Source organism: Gordonia westfalica (assembly GCF_900105725.1).
Taxonomy (GTDB): domain Bacteria; phylum Actinomycetota; class Actinomycetes; order Mycobacteriales; family Mycobacteriaceae; genus Gordonia; species Gordonia westfalica.
Window position 1 is genome coordinate 298,710 of record NZ_FNLM01000034.1, and the last position, 17,113, is coordinate 315,822.

A 17,113-nucleotide genomic window follows, 5' to 3' on the forward strand; every position below is an offset into this window, starting at 1 on the left:
CGGAAAATAGAACTAATTGATATATGTCCATCGGGGGTTGTAGACGTCGTAGGTCCGTGCGCGTGAACATTCGCCACTCGTCGCGACGGGGTCGCACCCGCAGGCGATCCCTGTTCGTAGCGTGCGCGGTGACGGCAGCGGCCACACGCGCCGGAATCGGCCCGGCGGCCGCCGATCCCTACCCGGGGTTCTACAACCCTCCCTCGACGTTCGACACGCGCCCCGGATCGCTGATCCGCTCGGCGCCTTCGTATGCGGCGATCATCCCGTACACCGGCGCGAACATCGACGCCCGGACCACGACGGTGATGTATTCGAGTGCTGGTGCACGCAACCGTCCGACGGCGGTGACCGGGAGCGTTCTCGTCCCCCGGGCAAAGTGGACGGGTCGCGGCGAGCGACCCGTCGTCGTGGTCGTCTCCGGGACCATCGGTGCGGGCGACCAGTGCGCTCCGTCGCGGTTGCTGCGGTACGGGCAGGCCTACGAAGAACTGGCCGTCGGAGCACTCCTCGCGAACGGCTACGCGGTGGCCCTGACCGACTACGAGGGACTCGGCACACCCGGCGACCATCCCTACCTCAACCGCAGGTCGCTCGGTACGTCGATGCTCGACATGGCCCGCGTGGCACGCAATCCGAAACTCGGCGTGAGCGCCGATGCCCCGGTCGCGCTGTGGGGTTATTCCGAGGGCGGCTTCGCGGCGGGTTCCGCCGCCGAGCTCGCCGGTTCGTACGCGCCCGAACTGCCGGTCTTCGCCGCTTTCGCCGGTGCACCGGCACCCGACCTCGCGGATCTGGCCCGGCTCGGTGACGGCAGCCTCCTGGGTGGCGGTGTCGGCTGGGTCGTCAACAGTTTCATCGCCGCCTATCCCGAACACCGCGCGAAGTTCCTCGCCGCGTTCAACCCGCTCGGACGGAGCGTTCTGCGAGATGTCAACTCGTACTGCGTATTCGACGTGCTCAGGATGAACCCGTTCGTGCCCACGACCTTCTACACCAGGGATGGCCGGCCCATCGCCGACCACCTCCGCAAGGAGCCCTGGCTGACTGCTGTGAACGACCAACGCCTTGGTCGGGTCGCCCCTCGGATGCCGGTCCTGGTGAGTCAGAACCGTGGCGATGACGTGGTCGATGCACGCGGGACGGATCGAATGGTCCGATCCTGGCGTGCACAGGGTGCGGCCGTCACCGTGGAGACGATGTATCTCCCGCTGGTGCTGCCGGGGACGTTCCTCGGACACGGGATCGGGCTGGCGTCCGAGCTCCGGGCGCTGTCGTGGCTCAACGGCAAGGCCGCGGCGCTGCCGCCCGAGAGCTGACCCGAAGGCACTCTGCTCCACCACGACCGATGAACAAACCGAGGCAACGCACGGTGCGGTGCATGAAGAACGGAGAGCCGTGAACACCCAGGAGATCGCCGACCGGTTCGAGATAGCCGACGTGCTCTACCGCTATGCCCGTGCCGTCGACACCAGGGACTGGGACCTGTGGCGGTCGGTGTTCACCGCGGACGCCACCATCGACTACTCCTCGGCCCCTGCGGGTCGGGCCGGGAGTCGGGACGAGATCGCCGCGTGGCTCGAGGAGAACTTCGCGTTCGTCACCGTCAGCCAGCACTTCATCACCAACATCGAGTACTCCTTCGAGGGCGACCGCGCTCAGGTTCGCGCGATGTTCTACAACCCCATGCAGTTCGTGGGGATGACCGAACTGAGCACCTGCGGCGGGAACTACTACCACTCGATGGTGCGAACCGAAACCGGCTGGCGGAGTGAGCGTCTGCACGAAGAGAGCCTCTGGTTCGTGAACTCACCGCTCGGGCAGGACGACGACTGACGCACGACGGCACCACTGGCGAGCCGCGTTATCAACCTGTGGCCCGGAAAACGATCCGGCACCGACCGCTGACGTGCAGCCCGGCGTCGACGTTTCCGCTCCTAGCCTGAGGGGTACCGCCCCAAGGCACAGAGGAGTCATGTGAACGACGCGCGAACCTGTCTGGTCACCGGTGCGACCGGCTACGTCGGGGCCGACTGGCACCCCGGTTGCTCGATCGCGGCCACCGTGTCCGTGCGCTTGCCCGGACACCGTCGAAGCTGTCCGACGCACCGTGGACAGCCGACTCGCGCGCAGAGGTCGTCCAGGGCGACCTGTCGGACCGGGATTCGCTGGTTGCCGCCTTCGACGGCGTCGACGTCGTCTATCACCTGGTGCACTCGATGAGCGCCGACGCGGATTTCGCGGCCGAGGAACGACGCTCGGCCGAGAACGTGGTGGCCGCGGCCGAGCAGTGCGGTGTGTCCCGGATCGTCTACCTCGGTGGTCTACACCCTGAGGGCAGCGACCTGTCCGAACACCTGGCGTCCCGGGCGGAGGTCGGTGACATCCTCATCGGATCATCGATCGAGACCGTCGCGCTGCAGGCGGGAACGCTCATCGGGTCGGGATCCGCGTCGTTCGAACTCATCCGACACCTCACCGAGCGGCTGCCGGCGATGACGACGCCGCGGTGGGTGAGCAACAAGATCCAGCCCATAGCCGTCGCCGACGCGCTGCACTACCTGGTCGAGGCCGCGACCGCGGCGGTCCCGTCGTCACGGACGTGGGACATCGGCGGACCGGATGTGCTGGAGTACGGCGACATGATGCAGGTCTACGCGCAGGTTGCGGGACTGCGTCCGCGGACGATGGTCGTGCTGCCGTTCCTCACACCGTCGGTCGCAAGCCGCTGGGTCCGGCTGGTGACACCGATCCGGGGCAAGATCGCCCGGCCGCTGATCGAGTCGCTGGAATGCGACGCCGTCTGCCGGAACCGCGACATCGACTCGATCATCCCCCGCCCACCGGGAGGCCTGACGCCGTACAGCCGAGCGCTCGCGGAGACGTTGAATCGTGCCGAACGCGGTGCGCAGCCGGCGACATGGGCGAACGCCACCGCCGACACCCCCGCGACCGAACCCCTCCCGACCGACCCCGGCTGGGCGGGCGAGCAGGTGTTCGAGAGCGCGTCCACGACCGTCGAGAACGGAACGCTCGACGAGATCTGGAAGACCCTCGATCGGCGAGGCCAGGTGGTTGCCGAGATGCCCGCAGAGTTCCTGCGTGTCCGGGTGTGCGAGGACTCGCGCGGGAACGGATTCGTCGAGTATGCGCTGCGCGACCTCGGTGGCGATCCCGCGCGCACCGAGGTCACCACGACGTCCCGGTTCTTCCCCCACGGCGTCGTAGGACTCGCCTACTGGCGTCTCGGGACGCCACTTCGTGCGCTCGGTGTGCCGGTCGCCAACCCGTTTCGCTGAGTACGGACCGGGCTACGGCTGATCGAGCGATACGCGGGATAAGGTCAGCACACCCGCCGACCGGGCGGTGCCGGCACGACCGGCGAACAACGAAGCAGAAGGTGAGCGGGTGTCGCTGTCGGAACGAATCGACAACTTCCAGCGACGACACCCGGCGACCGGGTTCCCGCTGGCGGTGATCTACAAATTCGTCGACGACCAGGGCGCCTACCTCGCCGCGCTGTGCACCTACTACGCGTTCATCTCGCTGTTCCCGCTGCTGTTGCTGTTCTCGACGATCCTGGGCATCGTGCTCGTCGACAACCCGGGGCTTCAGGAGAGAATCCTCGACTCGGCGATGAGCCAGATCCCGGTGATCGGTAGCCAACTCGGCGAGCCCGAGAAACTCAGCGGCGGGGTCCCGGCACTCATCATCGGCGTCCTGGTCTCGCTGTACGGCGGACTGGGCGTGGCCGTCGCGGCCCAGAACGCGATGAACACGATCTGGGCGGTCCCCCGCAACGAGCGGCCGGATCCGATCTTCGCGCGCCTGCGCGGCATGTTGCTGCTCTCGACCATCGGCCTCGCCGTCATCGGACTCACCGTCGTGAACGGCATCGCCGCCGGTATCGAGCTCGGCGTCGTCGGACGATGGTTCGCGATCCTCGGCTCGGTCCTGCTGAGCACGTTCGTGTTCATCGTGGCGTTCCGGTTCGGCACGGCTCGCGACCTGTCGGTGCGGGACGTGCTCCCCGGTGCGCTCGCTGCGGCGGCGTGCTGGCAGGCGATCCAGACCTTCGGCGCGGTGTACGTCGACCGTGTCATCGCCAACGCGAGCTCGACGAACGGCGTCTTCGCGATCGTTCTCGGCCTGCTCGCGTTCCTCTACGTGACGTCGATCGTGTTGGTGTTCTGCCTCGAAGCGAACTCCGTGCGCGTGGATCACCTGTATCCGCGGTCGCTGCTGACGCCGTTCACCGACAACGTGATCCTCACTAAGGGCGACGAAGCCGCTTATGCGGCGCAGGTCCGCGCGCAGCGGAACAAGGGATTCCAGGAGATCGACGTGACCTTCGACAACCCGCGCGTCGACCGCACGAACGGTGAGGCCACGCCGGACGATCCGCGCGGAGACGGTCCGCGCTGATTCCTCAGCGCATCGAGCCGGTGTCCAGGAACCGCTGGTGGAAGCTGAACGCCTCGCCGAGGAGGTGCGGCGTCTGGCCGGCCGCGGGCATCGCCTCGGCACGGGCGAAGTAGTCGTTCAGCATCGGCCGGAACTCCGGGTGCGCACACTTCTCGATGATCAGCGGCGCACGGCGTCGAGGAGAGAGGCCGCGAAGGTCGGCCAGCCCGTGTTCGGTCGCGATGACCTGGCAGTCGTGTTCGGTGTGATCGACGTGCGGCGTCATCGGCACGATCGACGAGATGGCGCCGCCGCGGGCCGTCGACGGGCTCAGGAACAGCGAGACGTAGCCGTTGCGGGCGAAGTCGCCTGAGCCGCCGATGCCGTTCATGATCTTGGTGCCCATCACGTGCGTCGAGTTCACGTTGCCGTAGATGTCGGCCTCGAGCATCCCGTTCATCGCGATGACGCCCAGACGACGGACGACCTCGGGATGGTTGCTGATCTCCTGGGGCGCAGGGTGATGTGGTTGCGGTAGAAGTCGACGTTGGCCGTCAGCTCTTCGATGCCGGCCTCACTGAGTGCCAGGGCGGTCGACGACGCGTGCGCCACCGTGCCGTCCTTGATCAGCCGCAGCATGCTGTCCTGGATGACCTCCGAATAGCAGGTCAGCCCCTTGTAGGGTCCGCGGTCCAGGCCACCGAGCACGGCGTTGGCGACATTGCCGATCCCGGCCTGCAGAGGCAGCAGGGTATCGGCGGGCAGCCGTCCGTTCCGGACCTCGTAGTCGAAGAAGTCGAGGACGTGACCGGCGATCGCCTCACTGACGGCGTCGGGCGGGGTGACCGGGCTCGCGCTGTCGCGCTGATTGGTCTCGACGACCGCGACGACCTTGTCCGGGTCGACCCGGAACGTCGGCTGGCCGATCCGGTCCTGCACGCGGGTCAGCGGGATCGGCTTGCGGTTGGGCGGCAGGGCCGTGCCGTAGTACACGTCGTGCATACCCTCGACGGCCTCGGGCACCCAGGAGTTGACCTCGAGAATGACCTTCTTGGCGACGTCGAGCCAGGTCTTGTTGTTGCCGACGGAGGCGGACGGGATCAGCTCCCCCGATTCGGTGATCCCGGAAACCTCGACCACGGCCACGTCGACCGTGCCGTAGTAGCCCACCCACACCTGCTGGGCCACGTGGGACAGGTGGATGTCGACGTAGTCCATCCGACCGTCGTTGATGCGCTTACGGGCGGTGCTCTCCGACTGGTACGGCATCCGCAGCGCGATGCCGTCGACCTCGGTGAGCAGCCGTTCGGTCTCGGTCGAGACCGAGGCGCCCGTCAACAGATTGATGGTGAAATTCGAGCCGGTCGCGCGGGCGCCTCTGATCTTCTCCGCAAGGGCCGGGATGATCACCTTCGGCGTTCCGGCACTGGCAAAACCGCTGATCGCGACGGTGTCGTCGGGCTGGATGTACTTCACGGCGTCGTCGGCGGACATCACCTTCGATCCGAACGCGGCATTGCGAATACGTCCCGACGGCACGGAACTACCTACTGTGGGGGTCACGTCCCTCAGAATAAGCACGAGTGCAAATGAGCAAAGTCACGGATTACTGAGACATGTCGTTCGCGGCATGGTATAGAGCCGCGGGTGAGGTGATCGGCCGTCCGACCGGGCTGAGTCTCAGTGCACCGCGCCCAGCTCGACCAGAAGCACTCCCACGACGATGACTCCGATCCCGGCGAGCATCCGCGGCGTCAGTCGTTCGCTGAACAGGAAGTGCGCGGCGACGGCGGTCGCGGCGACGCCGGCCGCGGCCCAGATCCCGTAGGCGACGCCGAGCGGGATTCCCTGCCGAAGGGCGATGGTCAACGCGACGAAGGCGGTGACGTAACCGACCACGACGATCCCGTAGAAGCGGGGTCGCCCGTCGGTCGCCGCGCGGAGCGCCAGCGTGGCGCCGACCTCCGCCATGATCGCGAGGACCACGAAGAAGTACCCCATGCTCAGGCCTCGTCGACCATCTCGGCGACCGGTGCGTGCGACGCGGAACCGGACTCGACCAGGAGCACGCCGATCATGATGCAGACGATCCCCACCGCCATGAGGGGACTGAACGCCTCGTCGAAGATCACGGAAGCGAACACCGCGGTCAGGGCGACACCGGCCGCCGACCACACGCCGTACGCGACACCGATGCCCATCCCCCGCTTCAGGACTGCGGCCAGCAAAATGAAGGCCGTCACGTAGCCGACGACCACCACGAGATAGAGGGCCGGAACCGTCGCCGAGCCTTTGAGTGACAACGTCGCGGCGACCTCGGACGCGATCGCGCCGGTCAGCAGGAGCCAGGGCAATGGGGTTCCTTCATCGGTGGAGGGACATTCGCGCGAATCTACCCCGAGAACGGTACGGACCCGCAGCGCGGGGCTGCGGGTCCGAAACCGGGTGTGTCTGCGGTCAGTTGGCGGAGCCGACCGTCGCCGCCGACCGAGTGCCGTCGACGGCGAGCCAGGGAGCCCTGGTGCCGAGGATCGCGTCGACACTGAAGCGGCCCGCGCCGACCACGGCCAGCAGAAGCGCGCCGGCGCCGAGGGTCAGGACGAACTCGTAGCCGCCGTCCGACGCCCAGATCCCGCTGTCGATGTGAGCGATGAACAGCGCGCCGAGCATGTCCAGGACGAACAGCAGCGCGACGATCGGGGTGAGCACGCCGACGATCAGCGCGATACCGCCGAGGATCTCGAGCCAGGTGACGAGGAAAGCCGAGATCGCCGGCAGCGGGACGTCCATCATCTCGAAGCCGGCCTTCGGTCCGGTCCAGCCGTTCTGCTGGAACTTCTGCAGGCCGTGGGCCAGGAACACGACGCCGAATGCGATGCGTGCGAGGAGGATCCCCACGCTGCGGACGATGGGATTGGACATGGAAACCGCCTTGGGGCTCGGGGATTGACTTGATGTGTCAATTGATGAACGTAGGTCGTGACAGTTGATGAGTCAAGTGAAGCATCAAGTGATTTGATCGGTTAGACTGCCCGAGTGTCCAGTGAGCAGCAGCCCAAGTGGCTCGACGACGAGGAGATGGACGCCTGGATTCAGGTGGCCACCGCGCTCGCCCGACTCCCCCATGCGCTCGACGCTCAGCTGTTGCGGGATGCTCAGTTGACCCACTTCGAGTACGAGGTGCTCTCGGCGCTCTCCGAGGCACCGGACCGCACGTTGCGGATGAGTGAGCTCGCCGAGTTGTCCTACGGTTCCCTGTCGCGTCTGTCCCATGTGGTCGGTCGGCTCGAGAAACGTGAGTGGGTTCGTCGCTTCCAGTGCCCGGAGGACGGCCGGTTCACCAATGCTGTTCTGACAGAAGCCGGCTGGGAGAAGGTCGTGGCGACGGCTCCCGGTTACGTCACCAACGTACGCCGACTTGTCGTCGACCGACTGACGCGTGCCCAGTTGCGTCAGGTGTCGGCGATCGGCCGACGGATCAACCGCACCGAGCCAAGCGCGCGGTGATCGTCACCGTTCAGGTGAATCCAACTGCTGCGTCCCCAGGACGGTCAGCAAGGACTGGTCCTCCCCCGCCGGATTCCTCGCCACCGCGGAGGCCACCGTCACGACCAACTTCCTCGGGCCGATCCGGCTCATCGGCGCGTTCATCGAGCATCTGCGGACACGGCCACACGCCACGATCATGACCGTCTCGTCGGGTCTGGCCTTCGTGCCGCTCCGCGTCTCGCCGACCTACAACGCAACCAAGGCGGCCATCCACATGCTCAGCGAGTCGCTACGACTGCAGCTGGACGGCACCTCGGTCGAGTTGGTCGAACTCGTGCCGCCCGCGGTCCGTACCGATCTGATGCCGGGGCAGCGTGACAGCGAGTTCGCGATGCCTCTCGACGATTTCGTGACCGAGGTGGTCGAGCTCATCGATTCGCAGCCGGACGCCACCGAGATCCGGGTCGAACGGGTGGAGTTCCTGCGCCACGCCGAGTTCCGCGGTGACTACGCCGACGTCGTCGCGACCCTGAATCGACTCGACCCGCACTGACGGCGCGTGCGGGTCATTCGGCGCGAGGCGATGCGTGCAACCTGTCCAGGAACGGGACGACCGCCGGGTCGACATCCCCGCGACCGGTGGTTCCGAGTCGCCGGACGAGTTGTCGCACAGCGGGTCCCGCGTCAAGGACAGGTTGCACGAGACCCAGGCGTGCGCAGCGGTCGAGGATCGGGAGGAGCAGTTCCTCGGCCTCGGCGGCCGATCCGCTCGCAGCGAGGCACTCGGTCAACAGCAGTCGGGCGTTCAGTGCCGCTCTCGGCCGGGTCTTAGCGTCGATGAACTCGGTGAGAGCGCGCGCCCGGCGGCACGCAGCATTGCGGGTGTCATCGGTGCCGACGGCCAGCAGCGCGCGGATGGCGGCCTCCTCGGTCTTCTCGGCGGTGACCTGAACGATCCCGTCCGGGAGGTCGTGTGGCATCTCGGCCGGGAATGAGTCCGCGGACAGCGCCGACGCGCCGATTCCGGAGCGCAGACGCTCGGCCGTGATGTGGGCGGACATCCGGGGCAGGTGCAGCGCCTGCGCCAGCCGTTCCCCGGTGTCCAGCCGTTCGGCTGCCTGATCATCTTGTCCGAGCGCATGTTTCGCGCGTGCGCCGACGACATGGGTGGCGAGCATGATCTCGACGATGCCCCCCTCAGCGCCCAGATTGTAGGTGTCGTCGAGGAGCCGCATCGCCTCTTCCACCTCGCCGCGTTCGTACAGCAACTCACCCAGCAGCGCGCCACTGAGACGTGAGCCGTAGGAACGGTCCTCATCCGAGGCGCGAGCCAGACCCATCGCGTGCCGGAACGACGCCTCGGCGGCGTCGAAATCCAGCTGTTCCCGCGCCGCCACGCCGTCGAGGATGTATCCGTAGATGACGCTGAAGGGTCCCTTGGTACGTCGGTGGTGCGGGCGCGCCCAGCGTTGCCATTCCCGCGCCTCGTCATATGCGAAACGCTGGACCTCACGGAACGATCCGATGGCGGCGACGCCGGACAGGACCCACGGCCGCAGTCTGTCGGCGCGCAGCACACATGCCTCGAGAGCTTCGTCCAGGCCGTCGAGTTGATCGTCGAGAACAGTCATGGCAGCACGGATGAGTGCCGTCTCGGCGCGGATGTCGGCGACGTCGCCATCGGTGTCGGATCCGGACGGGAGTGCGGCATCGATGTAGGCGAGCGCAGCATTCGCGGGCGCCCGGTGGTGAAGGAGCGCGTGCGCCCAGGCGATCGCCAGCTGAAGGTCGGGTCGCTGCCTGCGCGTTGTCAGCGGGAGCTTGGCCGCGAGGCCGAGCAAGGTGCTCATCTTGGACTGTTCGAGCATGTCGTAGCCTTCGCGCTCGACCAGGTCGATCGCCTCGGATTCGTCACCGGCGGCGAGGAAGTGGTCGACGGCCGGGCTGAACATGCGCCGTTCGGCGAACCACGCGGCCGCCCGCCGGTGGAGTTCGTCGCACCGGTCGGGCTCCTGCCGTTCGAGGCGGCGACGGAGGAAGTCGGCGAACAGGTCGTGATAACGGAACCACTGGCCTTCGGGGTCGAGTCGGCTGAGGAACAGGTCCCGTTCCTCGATGTCCTCGAGCATGCTCTGGGTGTGGCGTCGACCCGACAACGCGGTCGCGAGTGACGCGCAGATCCGTTCGCTGACCGATGTCGGCAGGAGGAAGTCGAGGAGGTCCGGGTCGAGGTTGTCGAGGACGTTCTCGGCGAGGTACTCCCCCAGTTCGCGGTGGTTCGCCGAGAACTCGCGGATCGCGGCGCGGGGGTCATCGTGCTCACGCGACTCGTCGATGTCGAAACGCAATGCCGCGGCGTCGATTTCGATCAGCTCGTTCTTCACCCGGAGGCGGCTGAGCGGTAGATGCAGGCGTGCGCGGCTGGTCACGACGAGCTGTAGGTGGTGGCAGCCGTTGTCGAGCAGGAACAGCGCGATCGCCCGGCTCGCCGGGTTGGTGATCCGATGCCAGTCGTCGAGCACGACGCGGATGTGTTCGTCCGTCGTGTGGGCGCGATTGATCAGTGTCGTCAGCACGTAGCGCTCGGCACCTTCGCCGTACTCCTCCAACGTGCGGGTGAGCTCGGTTCCCAGGCCGGGAAGCGCCACGCCGATCGCGTCGACGAGGTGCGACAGGAACCATGCGGGGGTGTTGTCGTCCTCGTCGATCGCCAACCACGCCGTCTTGCCCCCGGACGCCTCGGCCGCCTGGACGTATTGGATCGCCAGCACCGTCTTCCCGTACCCCGCGGGGCCGTGGATCAGGATCAGCCGTGCCCGCTTGTCGGTGGACAGCCGCTCGAGCAGCCGGGTGCGTGGAACCGAGGTGTGGGCCATGACCGGTGGCCGGTACTTGGTGGCGAGGACGGGCGGACGACCCGAATCCGGTCCGTTGCGAGGGGTGTGGAGGCGCGGATACCCGGAGGTCTCGATGGACGAATCGGTGTGGGTTCGCCGGGGACCGTCGATGTCGGCGAGCAGCGGCACAGGCACGTCGGCGACGGGATATCCGAGATCGAGTCCGGCCTGACGCAGGGCGGCACCGAACGCGGCCGCGGTGTCGTAGCGGGCTGTGGCCTCTCGCGACATCGCCCGGGCGATCACCTCCCACACGGCGTCGGGGACCCCTTCCGCACGCAGATCCGGTATCGGGTCGGTGCTGATCCGCAGCAGCTGCGCGATGAGTTCCTCGCCGCTGCGACGTCCGTACGCGGCGCGCCCCGACAGAGCGGTGAACAGGGTGGCGGCCAGTCCGTACACATCGGAGGCCACCGAGGGTGGCGACCCGCGCAACACCTCCGGAGCGGTGTAGGCGGGAGTCCCCAGGATCAGCCCGCGCGTGGTGTCCTCGCGATCCGCCAGCCGGGCGATCCCGAAGTCGGTCAACTGGGGTTGTCCGTAGTCGGTGAGCAGGATGTTCGCCGGCTTCAGATCGCGGTGGAGCACGCTGGCCCGGTGGGCGGTCTCGAGCGCACCCGCCATCTTGATCCCCAGGTCGAGGACTTCTGCGACGGAACACGGCCCATGTCGCCTGATCCGGCCGTCGAGCGAGCCGCGGGCATGGAAGGGCATCACGATGAACGGGTGACCGGATCGGGTCACCCCGGCCTCGAGGACGTGCACGATGTTGGGATGGCCGGACAAGCGGCCCATCGCCTGCTGCTCGCGCAGGAAACGCACGCGATCGGTCTCGTCCCGGCCGGCGCGCATCACCTTGACGGCGACCTCGCGGTCGAGGGCCGGCTGCCGACAGCGGTAGACCACGCCGAAGCCACCGCGTCCGGCCACCTGCGGATCGGTGAACCCGGCCGCGGACAGGTCGTCGACGATCTCCTGAGGAGGAGGATCCGCGGACTGTGCGACTGTTCGCCTGGACACGGAGGACCTACTCTGCGTGCTGCCGCGTGGGTGGTGTCAGGTCGTCCGGCTCGTTCATGACGTCCCCTCAGGTCGTTCCCCGAGTCTAGGCCCCACCCGGACCGGCGAATCGTCGCACCGCGTTCAGCCCAGTCGGCGGACGGTGTCCGACGCGGATTCGACGACTCCCTCGCGGAATCCCGTACCCGCCCACAGGTTGATGCCGTCGGGATCGGTGGCGGTCGCGCGTCGAAGACCGCCGGTGAGCGTGTTGACCGCCGGATACTCGGCCACCGCGGCGCCGTCGAACCGGTCGATGAACCGATTGCGCAGCGCTCGGGCGGGACGCCCGCTGAACGCACAGGTCACGACGGTCTCGGTGCGCGCAGCGTCGGCCAGTGCGGAGGCGTGCGCGGGTTTCGTGCCCGCCTCATGGGTACGCAGCAGCACCGTGCCGACCTGGACGGCGACGGGACCGAGGGATCGCACCCGATCGGCACGTTCGGGTGTCGCGACCCCGCCGGCCGCGACCATCGGCAGGTCGACGCGTGCGCGCACGGCCCTGACGAGATCGTTCAGGGGTTGGGTGGGCGGTTCGGTCCTGCGGTCGAACACCGACCGGTGGCCGCCGGCGTCCGGCCCCTGCACGCAGAGCCAGTCCGCGCCGGTTCCGGCGGCGAGGACCGCGTCGTCGGCGGTGGTGACGGTGACACCGACGCTGCATCCGTGGCGGCGCAGTTCGGAGACCGCGTCCGGAGACGGGCACCCGAACGCGAACGAGACGAACGGGATCCGCTCGTCGCACATCAGCGCGATCTTGGCGTCGAAATGATCGTCGTCGTCGCCGAGCTCGTCTGCGGTGGGAAGATCCACGCCGAGGGAGGCCGCGTACTCGAGGAGATGATCCCGGTAACGCGCCACGGCTTCCCGATTCACCGGTTCGGCTTCGGGGACGAAGATGTTCACCCCGAAGGTCTCGACTCCACCGGCGCGGACGGCGGCAATGTCCGACGCGACGCGCTCCGGCGTCAGGTACCCGGCGGCCAACTGCCCCAGCCCCCCGGCGTTGTTCGTCGCGACGACAAGTTCCGGGGTCGTGGGGCCGCCTGCCATCGGCGCCGCGACGACCGGTACCGCGAGGTCCCGGAGATCAACCATTGACCGATGCTCCGGCGCTCATGCCTGTTCCGGGACGTCGCGGGCGGCAGCGATCCGAGACAGATGGGAGTCCGCAACCGAGTCCATGTCCTCGAGTTCCAGACCCTTGGTCTCCTCGACCTTCTTGAAGACGTAGAAGAACGACGCCGCGGAGCAGAAGGCGAAGAACCCGTAGATGATTCCCAGTCCGACCGCTTCGGTCATCGGCGGGAACAGCATCGAGATGGTGAAGTTGGCGAGCCAGTTCACCGCGGTGCACACGCCGAGAGCCACACCGCGGATCCGGTTGGGGAACATCTCCCCCAGCATCACCCACATGACCGGCCCCCAGGTGGCGGCGAAGGCGACGACGAACAGATTCGCGCCGATCAGCGCGATGACGCCCCAGGGGTCGGGCAGGGTGACGTTCTCGCCCTCACCGATCTGCTGGGTGAAGGCTATGCACGCCATGAGCAGACCGATGAACATTCCCACCGAACCCGCCAGGAGCAGCTTCCGTCGTCCGATGCGGTCGACGAACATGATCGCCACCAACGTCATACCGACGTTGATGACCGCCGTGATCACCGATGTCTTGAACGAGTCGCTCTCGGAGAATCCCACCGACTGCCATAGCGTCGTCGAGTAGTAGAAGATCGCGTTGATACCGACGAACTGCTGGAACACCGCAAGCCAGATGCCGACCCACACCAGTGGGTGAAGCCCGAACGACGGGCCGGCGATGTCCTTGATCGAGGTCTTGGACTCGCGCTTCACCGTCAGCTTGATCTCTTTGACCCGGTCGAGCGGGTTGCTCTCACCGGTCACCTCCTGGAGGATGCGCGCCGCTTCGTCGTCGCGGTTGCGGCCCACCAGATATCGCGGTGACTCGGGGATCAGCAACGCGAGAATGCCATAGACGAGAGCGGGTACGACGCCGACGAGGAACATCCACCGCCAGGCCTCGAGCCCCCACCAGAGTTGGTTCGACGCGGAGCCGGCGGTGTCGGCCAGCACGGCGTCGGACAACAGGGCGGCGAAGATGCCCATGGTGATCGCCAGCTGCTGCATGGAGGCGAGTGCGCCGCGGTAGCGAGCGGGCGCGATCTCAGAGATGTATGCCGGCGCGATGACCGACGCGATGCCGATGCCGATGCCACCGAGAACGCGCCAGAGCAGTAGATCCGGAATCGTCTGCGTGTACGCGGTACCGATCGCCGAGACGATGAACAGTGCCGAACCGAGCAGCATCACCCGCTTGCGGCCCCAGACATCGGCCAGGCGTCCGGCGAACCAAGCGCCCAGTGCGCAGCCGAGCAAGGCGATCGCGACGGCGAACCCCGTCATCAGTTTGCCGAGACCGAAGTTCGATTCGATCGAGTCGACCGCGCCGTTGACCACGGAACTGTCGAAGCCGAAGAGGAATCCGCCGACTGCCGCGGCGACGGTGACGCCGATGACCTTGGCGGTGTGTTGTTCGGCGATCTCACGTTGCTGTGCGTCGGCCATCACATGACCCCGCTCGCCGATGGATCGCAGCACGAATCGTGGGACATTTCCGTGACCTCGCTGTCCGGTTGCCTGGTCGTCGTCACCGACGGTTTCGCGCTCAATCTACTCGCGGGGTGAGGCCCGGCGGCGCACATCCGAACACGCGTCGGTATCGATCTGGTCCGGAGGGCGGGTCAGAGGTCGTCCGGCGGGCCGGGGGTGGACGGGATCACCGGATCCTCGGTGAGGATCTCGACGAGTGGTTTGGGTCGCCCGAAGTGGTAGCCCTGGGCCAGGTCGCACCCGACGGCGGCGATCGTGGCGGCCTGCGAGGCGGTCTCGACACCTTCGGCGGTCACGCGGACCCCCATCGCATGTGCCACGTCGACGATGCCCGAGAGGATCGTGCGGGCACTCGGATGCTCCTCGAGTGCGTCGACAAATGCCTTGGCCGTCTTCAGGATGCCGACCGGGAGTCGGTACAGCTCGCTCAGTGAGGAAGCGCCCGTACCGAAATCGTCGAGGGAGATCTGGATCCCGAGTGCACGGATGTGGCGCAGCAGCGCGAGCAGGCCGCCGTCCAGCGGCGCGAGAGCACTCTCGGTGATCTCCAGGCAGAGAGAATGCGGGTCCATGCCGGTCTGCTCGCACGTTTCACTGAGCCGGCGGAGGAACTCGCCGTTGGTGAGTTCACGCCGGGATGCGTTGACGCACAACATGACCTGACGCAGCTGTGGGGTCGCCGCCACCTCGGCGCAGGCCGTCGCCAGTACGTGCGCGCCGACCTTGTCGATGAGCGTGGATTGCTCTGCGAGAGGGATGAACTCGGTCGGCGGAACAGAGCCGAGGTCGGGGTGGGTCCACCGCAGGAGCGCCTCGAGCGCGACGAGCGTCCCGCTGTCGGCAGAGACGATCGGCTGGTAATGGATCTCCAACTGCGAGGGGTCGGTGTCCAGGGCGCGGCGCAGCTCCTCCTCGATCCGCTGCCGGCGCTGGAGTTCTTCCCGGTGCTGTGTCCGGAACTGGACGTAGGGTTCTCGAGATGCCTTGCGTGCCTGGTACAGCGCGATGTCGGCGTCACGGAGGAGGTCCGCCGGCGTGTATCGGTCGCCGGCCGCGACGGTGGCCACCCCGATACTCACCCGCACCGTCAGCGGTTCGCTGCGGATGCTCACGTTGACGGGCGGTCTGATCGCGGCGCGCACCGCCTCGATCTGACGGTCGATCTCGGCCGGCATGCTCTCCTTCGTGTGGGTCGTCACCAGAACGAACTCGTCTCCCCCGATCCGACCTACGGCCCCGTCCGGGGGCGTCGCACCCGCGAGCCGCTGGGCGACGATGTGGAGGACCTCGTCGCCGACCGCGTGACCGAGCGAGTCGTTGACGAGTTTGAAGTTGTCGAGATCGATGTAATAGATCGCCACGCAACCGGTTTCGTGTTCGTCGAGGGCATCCATGTGCGCCTCGAGCTCCTTGAGGATCCCGGCCCGGTTGTACAGCTGGGTGAGCGAGTCGTGCACCGCGTCCCACACCAGACGGGTGCGCTCGCGGTAGCGCGCGGTGATGTCGGCGAAGGACACCAGTGCGACCGCGTCGGAGGTGTCGTCGTCGATCGGACGGCAGCTGCACGACAACCACCGCTCGCCGCCCGGAGTGTTGATCGTCGCCGTCGCGTCGGTGACCGCGGTCCCCGTCCGCAGGCAGCGCACGATCGGGGATTCGCCGTCGACGAAGTCGAGTGGCAGGTCGTGGACGAACGAACCGGGAACGCTCTGCGGCCCGAGCATGGTCGCGGCGGCGGGGTTCGCAAGTTCGATCCCGCCGTCCTCACGCACCACGATCACCGCTTGATGGAGGGCGGCCAGGATGGTGCCCAGTCGTTCGATCAGAGGTCTACGCGTGGGCTCGGCGACGATGAGGAAGCCGTCGTCCATCGACGTCACCGAGATGTGGGCGAGGAACGTCCGATCGTTGTCGGCTCGGCGGTGGAGTTGGTCGACCGTGCCGCCCAGCGCCACCGCCGCCTGGACGTCGAGGTTGCCGCCGGTGACAGAATCCAGGTCGCGGCCGACGGCTTCGCCGGCGGACAGCCCGTACATCTGCTCCGCCGCCGGGTTCCACGACCGCACCGTCAGCTCCCGGTCCACGGCGATCACGGCGTTGCTGACGTGATCCAGCAGGGCGGCCTGACGTCGAAGGGCTGCCTCGACCGCCTTCTGCGCGGTGATGTCGCGCAGGATCACCTGGTAGGCGGGCTTCTCGTGCCACACGGTGCGCACCGAGGTGACCTCCATCGGCCGTGACACCCCGTGGGCGTCGACCATCACGACTTCCTCGGGATACGTCGACGCACCCGCTTCGTCGCCCATGCCCACGATCCGTTCGATCATGTTCGGGAGCTCGTCGGGATGGACGAAGTCGGTGATCGGGCGGCCGAGCATCTCACCTCGGTCGGTGACGCGGGCGAAGTCGAGTGCCGCGGAGTTCACGTACACGACGATCCCGTCCTGGTGCACGGCGATCGCGTCCGGACTCAATTCGAGGAGAAGTCGGTAGCGCTCTGCGACCGCGGCGTCGCTGGAACGGGTCATGGGCTCGGCATGGGGTGCGACGAGATCATTGCGGCCACCGTCCATAGGCGTCGATTCCGACACTGCGTCAATCCCTCCCCCCCGCCTGCTCCGAACCCCCGGCGT

Annotated in this window: 11 protein-coding genes and 3 pseudogenes; 6 read left to right on the forward strand and 8 right to left on the reverse strand. The window is 67.2% G+C overall.

What is annotated here, in order from left to right; genetic code table 11:
• Positions 1–128: 128 nt before the first annotated feature.
• From BLU62_RS06745 to BLU62_RS06760, 4 genes and pseudogenes are all read left to right on the forward strand, one after another.
• Entirely contained in the window at positions 129–1,319 is a 1,191-nt protein-coding gene (locus BLU62_RS06745; protein ID WP_084811753.1) for a lipase family protein, read from the forward strand.
• A gap of 79 nt (positions 1,320–1,398) precedes the next feature.
• Positions 1,399–1,836 carry a nuclear transport factor 2 family protein gene (locus BLU62_RS06750; protein WP_074848828.1) on the forward strand — a complete coding sequence of 146 codons (438 nt, stop codon included), beginning with the start codon at positions 1,399–1,401 and terminating at the stop codon, positions 1,834–1,836.
• A 141-nt stretch (positions 1,837–1,977) separates the two neighbouring features.
• Positions 1,978–3,299: pseudogene (locus BLU62_RS06755) on the forward strand (NAD(P)H-binding protein).
• Between the two features lie 109 nt (positions 3,300–3,408).
• Positions 3,409–4,425 carry a YihY/virulence factor BrkB family protein gene (locus tag BLU62_RS06760; RefSeq protein ID WP_074852735.1) on the forward strand — a complete coding sequence of 339 codons (1,017 nt, stop codon included), beginning with the start codon at positions 3,409–3,411 and terminating at the stop codon, positions 4,423–4,425.
• 4 nt (positions 4,426–4,429) lie between these two features.
• On the opposite strand, the pseudogene BLU62_RS06765 reads toward BLU62_RS06760, so the two are convergent.
• The 4 genes and pseudogenes from BLU62_RS06765 to BLU62_RS06780 form a co-directional block, all read right to left on the reverse strand.
• A pseudogene (locus BLU62_RS06765) lies at positions 4,430–5,943 on the reverse strand (acetyl-CoA hydrolase/transferase family protein).
• A gap of 141 nt (positions 5,944–6,084) precedes the next feature.
• Entirely contained in the window at positions 6,085–6,405 is a 321-nt protein-coding gene (locus BLU62_RS06770; RefSeq protein ID WP_074848829.1) for a DMT family transporter, read from the reverse strand.
• Positions 6,406–6,407: 2 nt separating this feature from the next.
• Positions 6,408–6,758, reverse strand: coding sequence for a DMT family transporter (locus BLU62_RS06775; protein ID WP_074848830.1), 351 nt, complete (start codon positions 6,756–6,758; stop codon positions 6,408–6,410).
• Positions 6,759–6,861: 103 nt separating this feature from the next.
• Complete coding sequence (locus BLU62_RS06780) at positions 6,862–7,326, reverse strand: DoxX family protein (protein WP_074848831.1); 465 nt, start codon at positions 7,324–7,326, stop codon at positions 6,862–6,864.
• 114 nt (positions 7,327–7,440) lie between these two features.
• On the opposite strand from BLU62_RS06780, the gene BLU62_RS06785 reads away from it, so the two are divergent.
• Both BLU62_RS06785 and BLU62_RS06790 read left to right on the forward strand, forming a co-directional pair.
• Positions 7,441–7,911: a MarR family winged helix-turn-helix transcriptional regulator gene (locus tag BLU62_RS06785; protein ID WP_074848832.1), complete on the forward strand. Its 471-nt coding sequence runs from the start codon at positions 7,441–7,443 to the stop codon at positions 7,909–7,911.
• A 49-nt stretch (positions 7,912–7,960) separates the two neighbouring features.
• A pseudogene (locus BLU62_RS06790) lies at positions 7,961–8,446 on the forward strand (SDR family NAD(P)-dependent oxidoreductase); the annotation flags it as partial.
• A gap of 13 nt (positions 8,447–8,459) precedes the next feature.
• Here BLU62_RS06790 and BLU62_RS06795 read toward each other — a convergent pair.
• The 4 genes from BLU62_RS06795 to BLU62_RS06810 form a co-directional block, all read right to left on the reverse strand.
• A complete protein-coding gene (locus BLU62_RS06795; protein WP_208863607.1) occupies positions 8,460–11,810 on the reverse strand; it encodes a serine/threonine-protein kinase in 3,351 nt (1,116 codons plus the stop codon).
• A gap of 123 nt (positions 11,811–11,933) precedes the next feature.
• Entirely contained in the window at positions 11,934–12,947 is a 1,014-nt protein-coding gene (locus BLU62_RS06800) for a nitronate monooxygenase (protein ID WP_074848833.1), read from the reverse strand.
• A gap of 18 nt (positions 12,948–12,965) precedes the next feature.
• On the reverse strand, positions 12,966–14,435 hold the full coding sequence (locus BLU62_RS06805; protein WP_074852737.1) for a sugar porter family MFS transporter: 1,470 nt from the start codon (positions 14,433–14,435) through the stop codon (positions 12,966–12,968).
• Between the two features lie 176 nt (positions 14,436–14,611).
• On the reverse strand, positions 14,612–17,008 hold the full coding sequence (locus BLU62_RS06810; protein ID WP_074852738.1) for a sensor domain-containing protein: 2,397 nt from the start codon (positions 17,006–17,008) through the stop codon (positions 14,612–14,614).
• Between the last annotated feature and the right edge of the window lie 105 nt (positions 17,009–17,113).

Excerpts from the sequence above, each read along its gene's own strand:
- BLU62_RS06810 (WP_074852738.1), bottom strand. The coding sequence starts at position 17,008 with ATGACCCGTTCCAGCGACGCCGCGGTCGCAGAGCGCTACCGACTTCTC.
- BLU62_RS06805 (WP_074852737.1), bottom strand. The coding sequence starts at position 14,435 with ATGGCCGACGCACAGCAACGTGAGATCGCCGAACAACACACCGCCAAG.
- BLU62_RS06780 (WP_074848831.1), bottom strand. The coding sequence starts at position 7,326 with ATGTCCAATCCCATCGTCCGCAGCGTGGGGATCCTCCTCGCACGCATC.
- BLU62_RS06800 (WP_074848833.1), bottom strand. The coding sequence starts at position 12,947 with ATGGTTGATCTCCGGGACCTCGCGGTACCGGTCGTCGCGGCGCCGATG.
- BLU62_RS06770 (WP_074848829.1), bottom strand. The coding sequence starts at position 6,405 with ATGGGGTACTTCTTCGTGGTCCTCGCGATCATGGCGGAGGTCGGCGCC.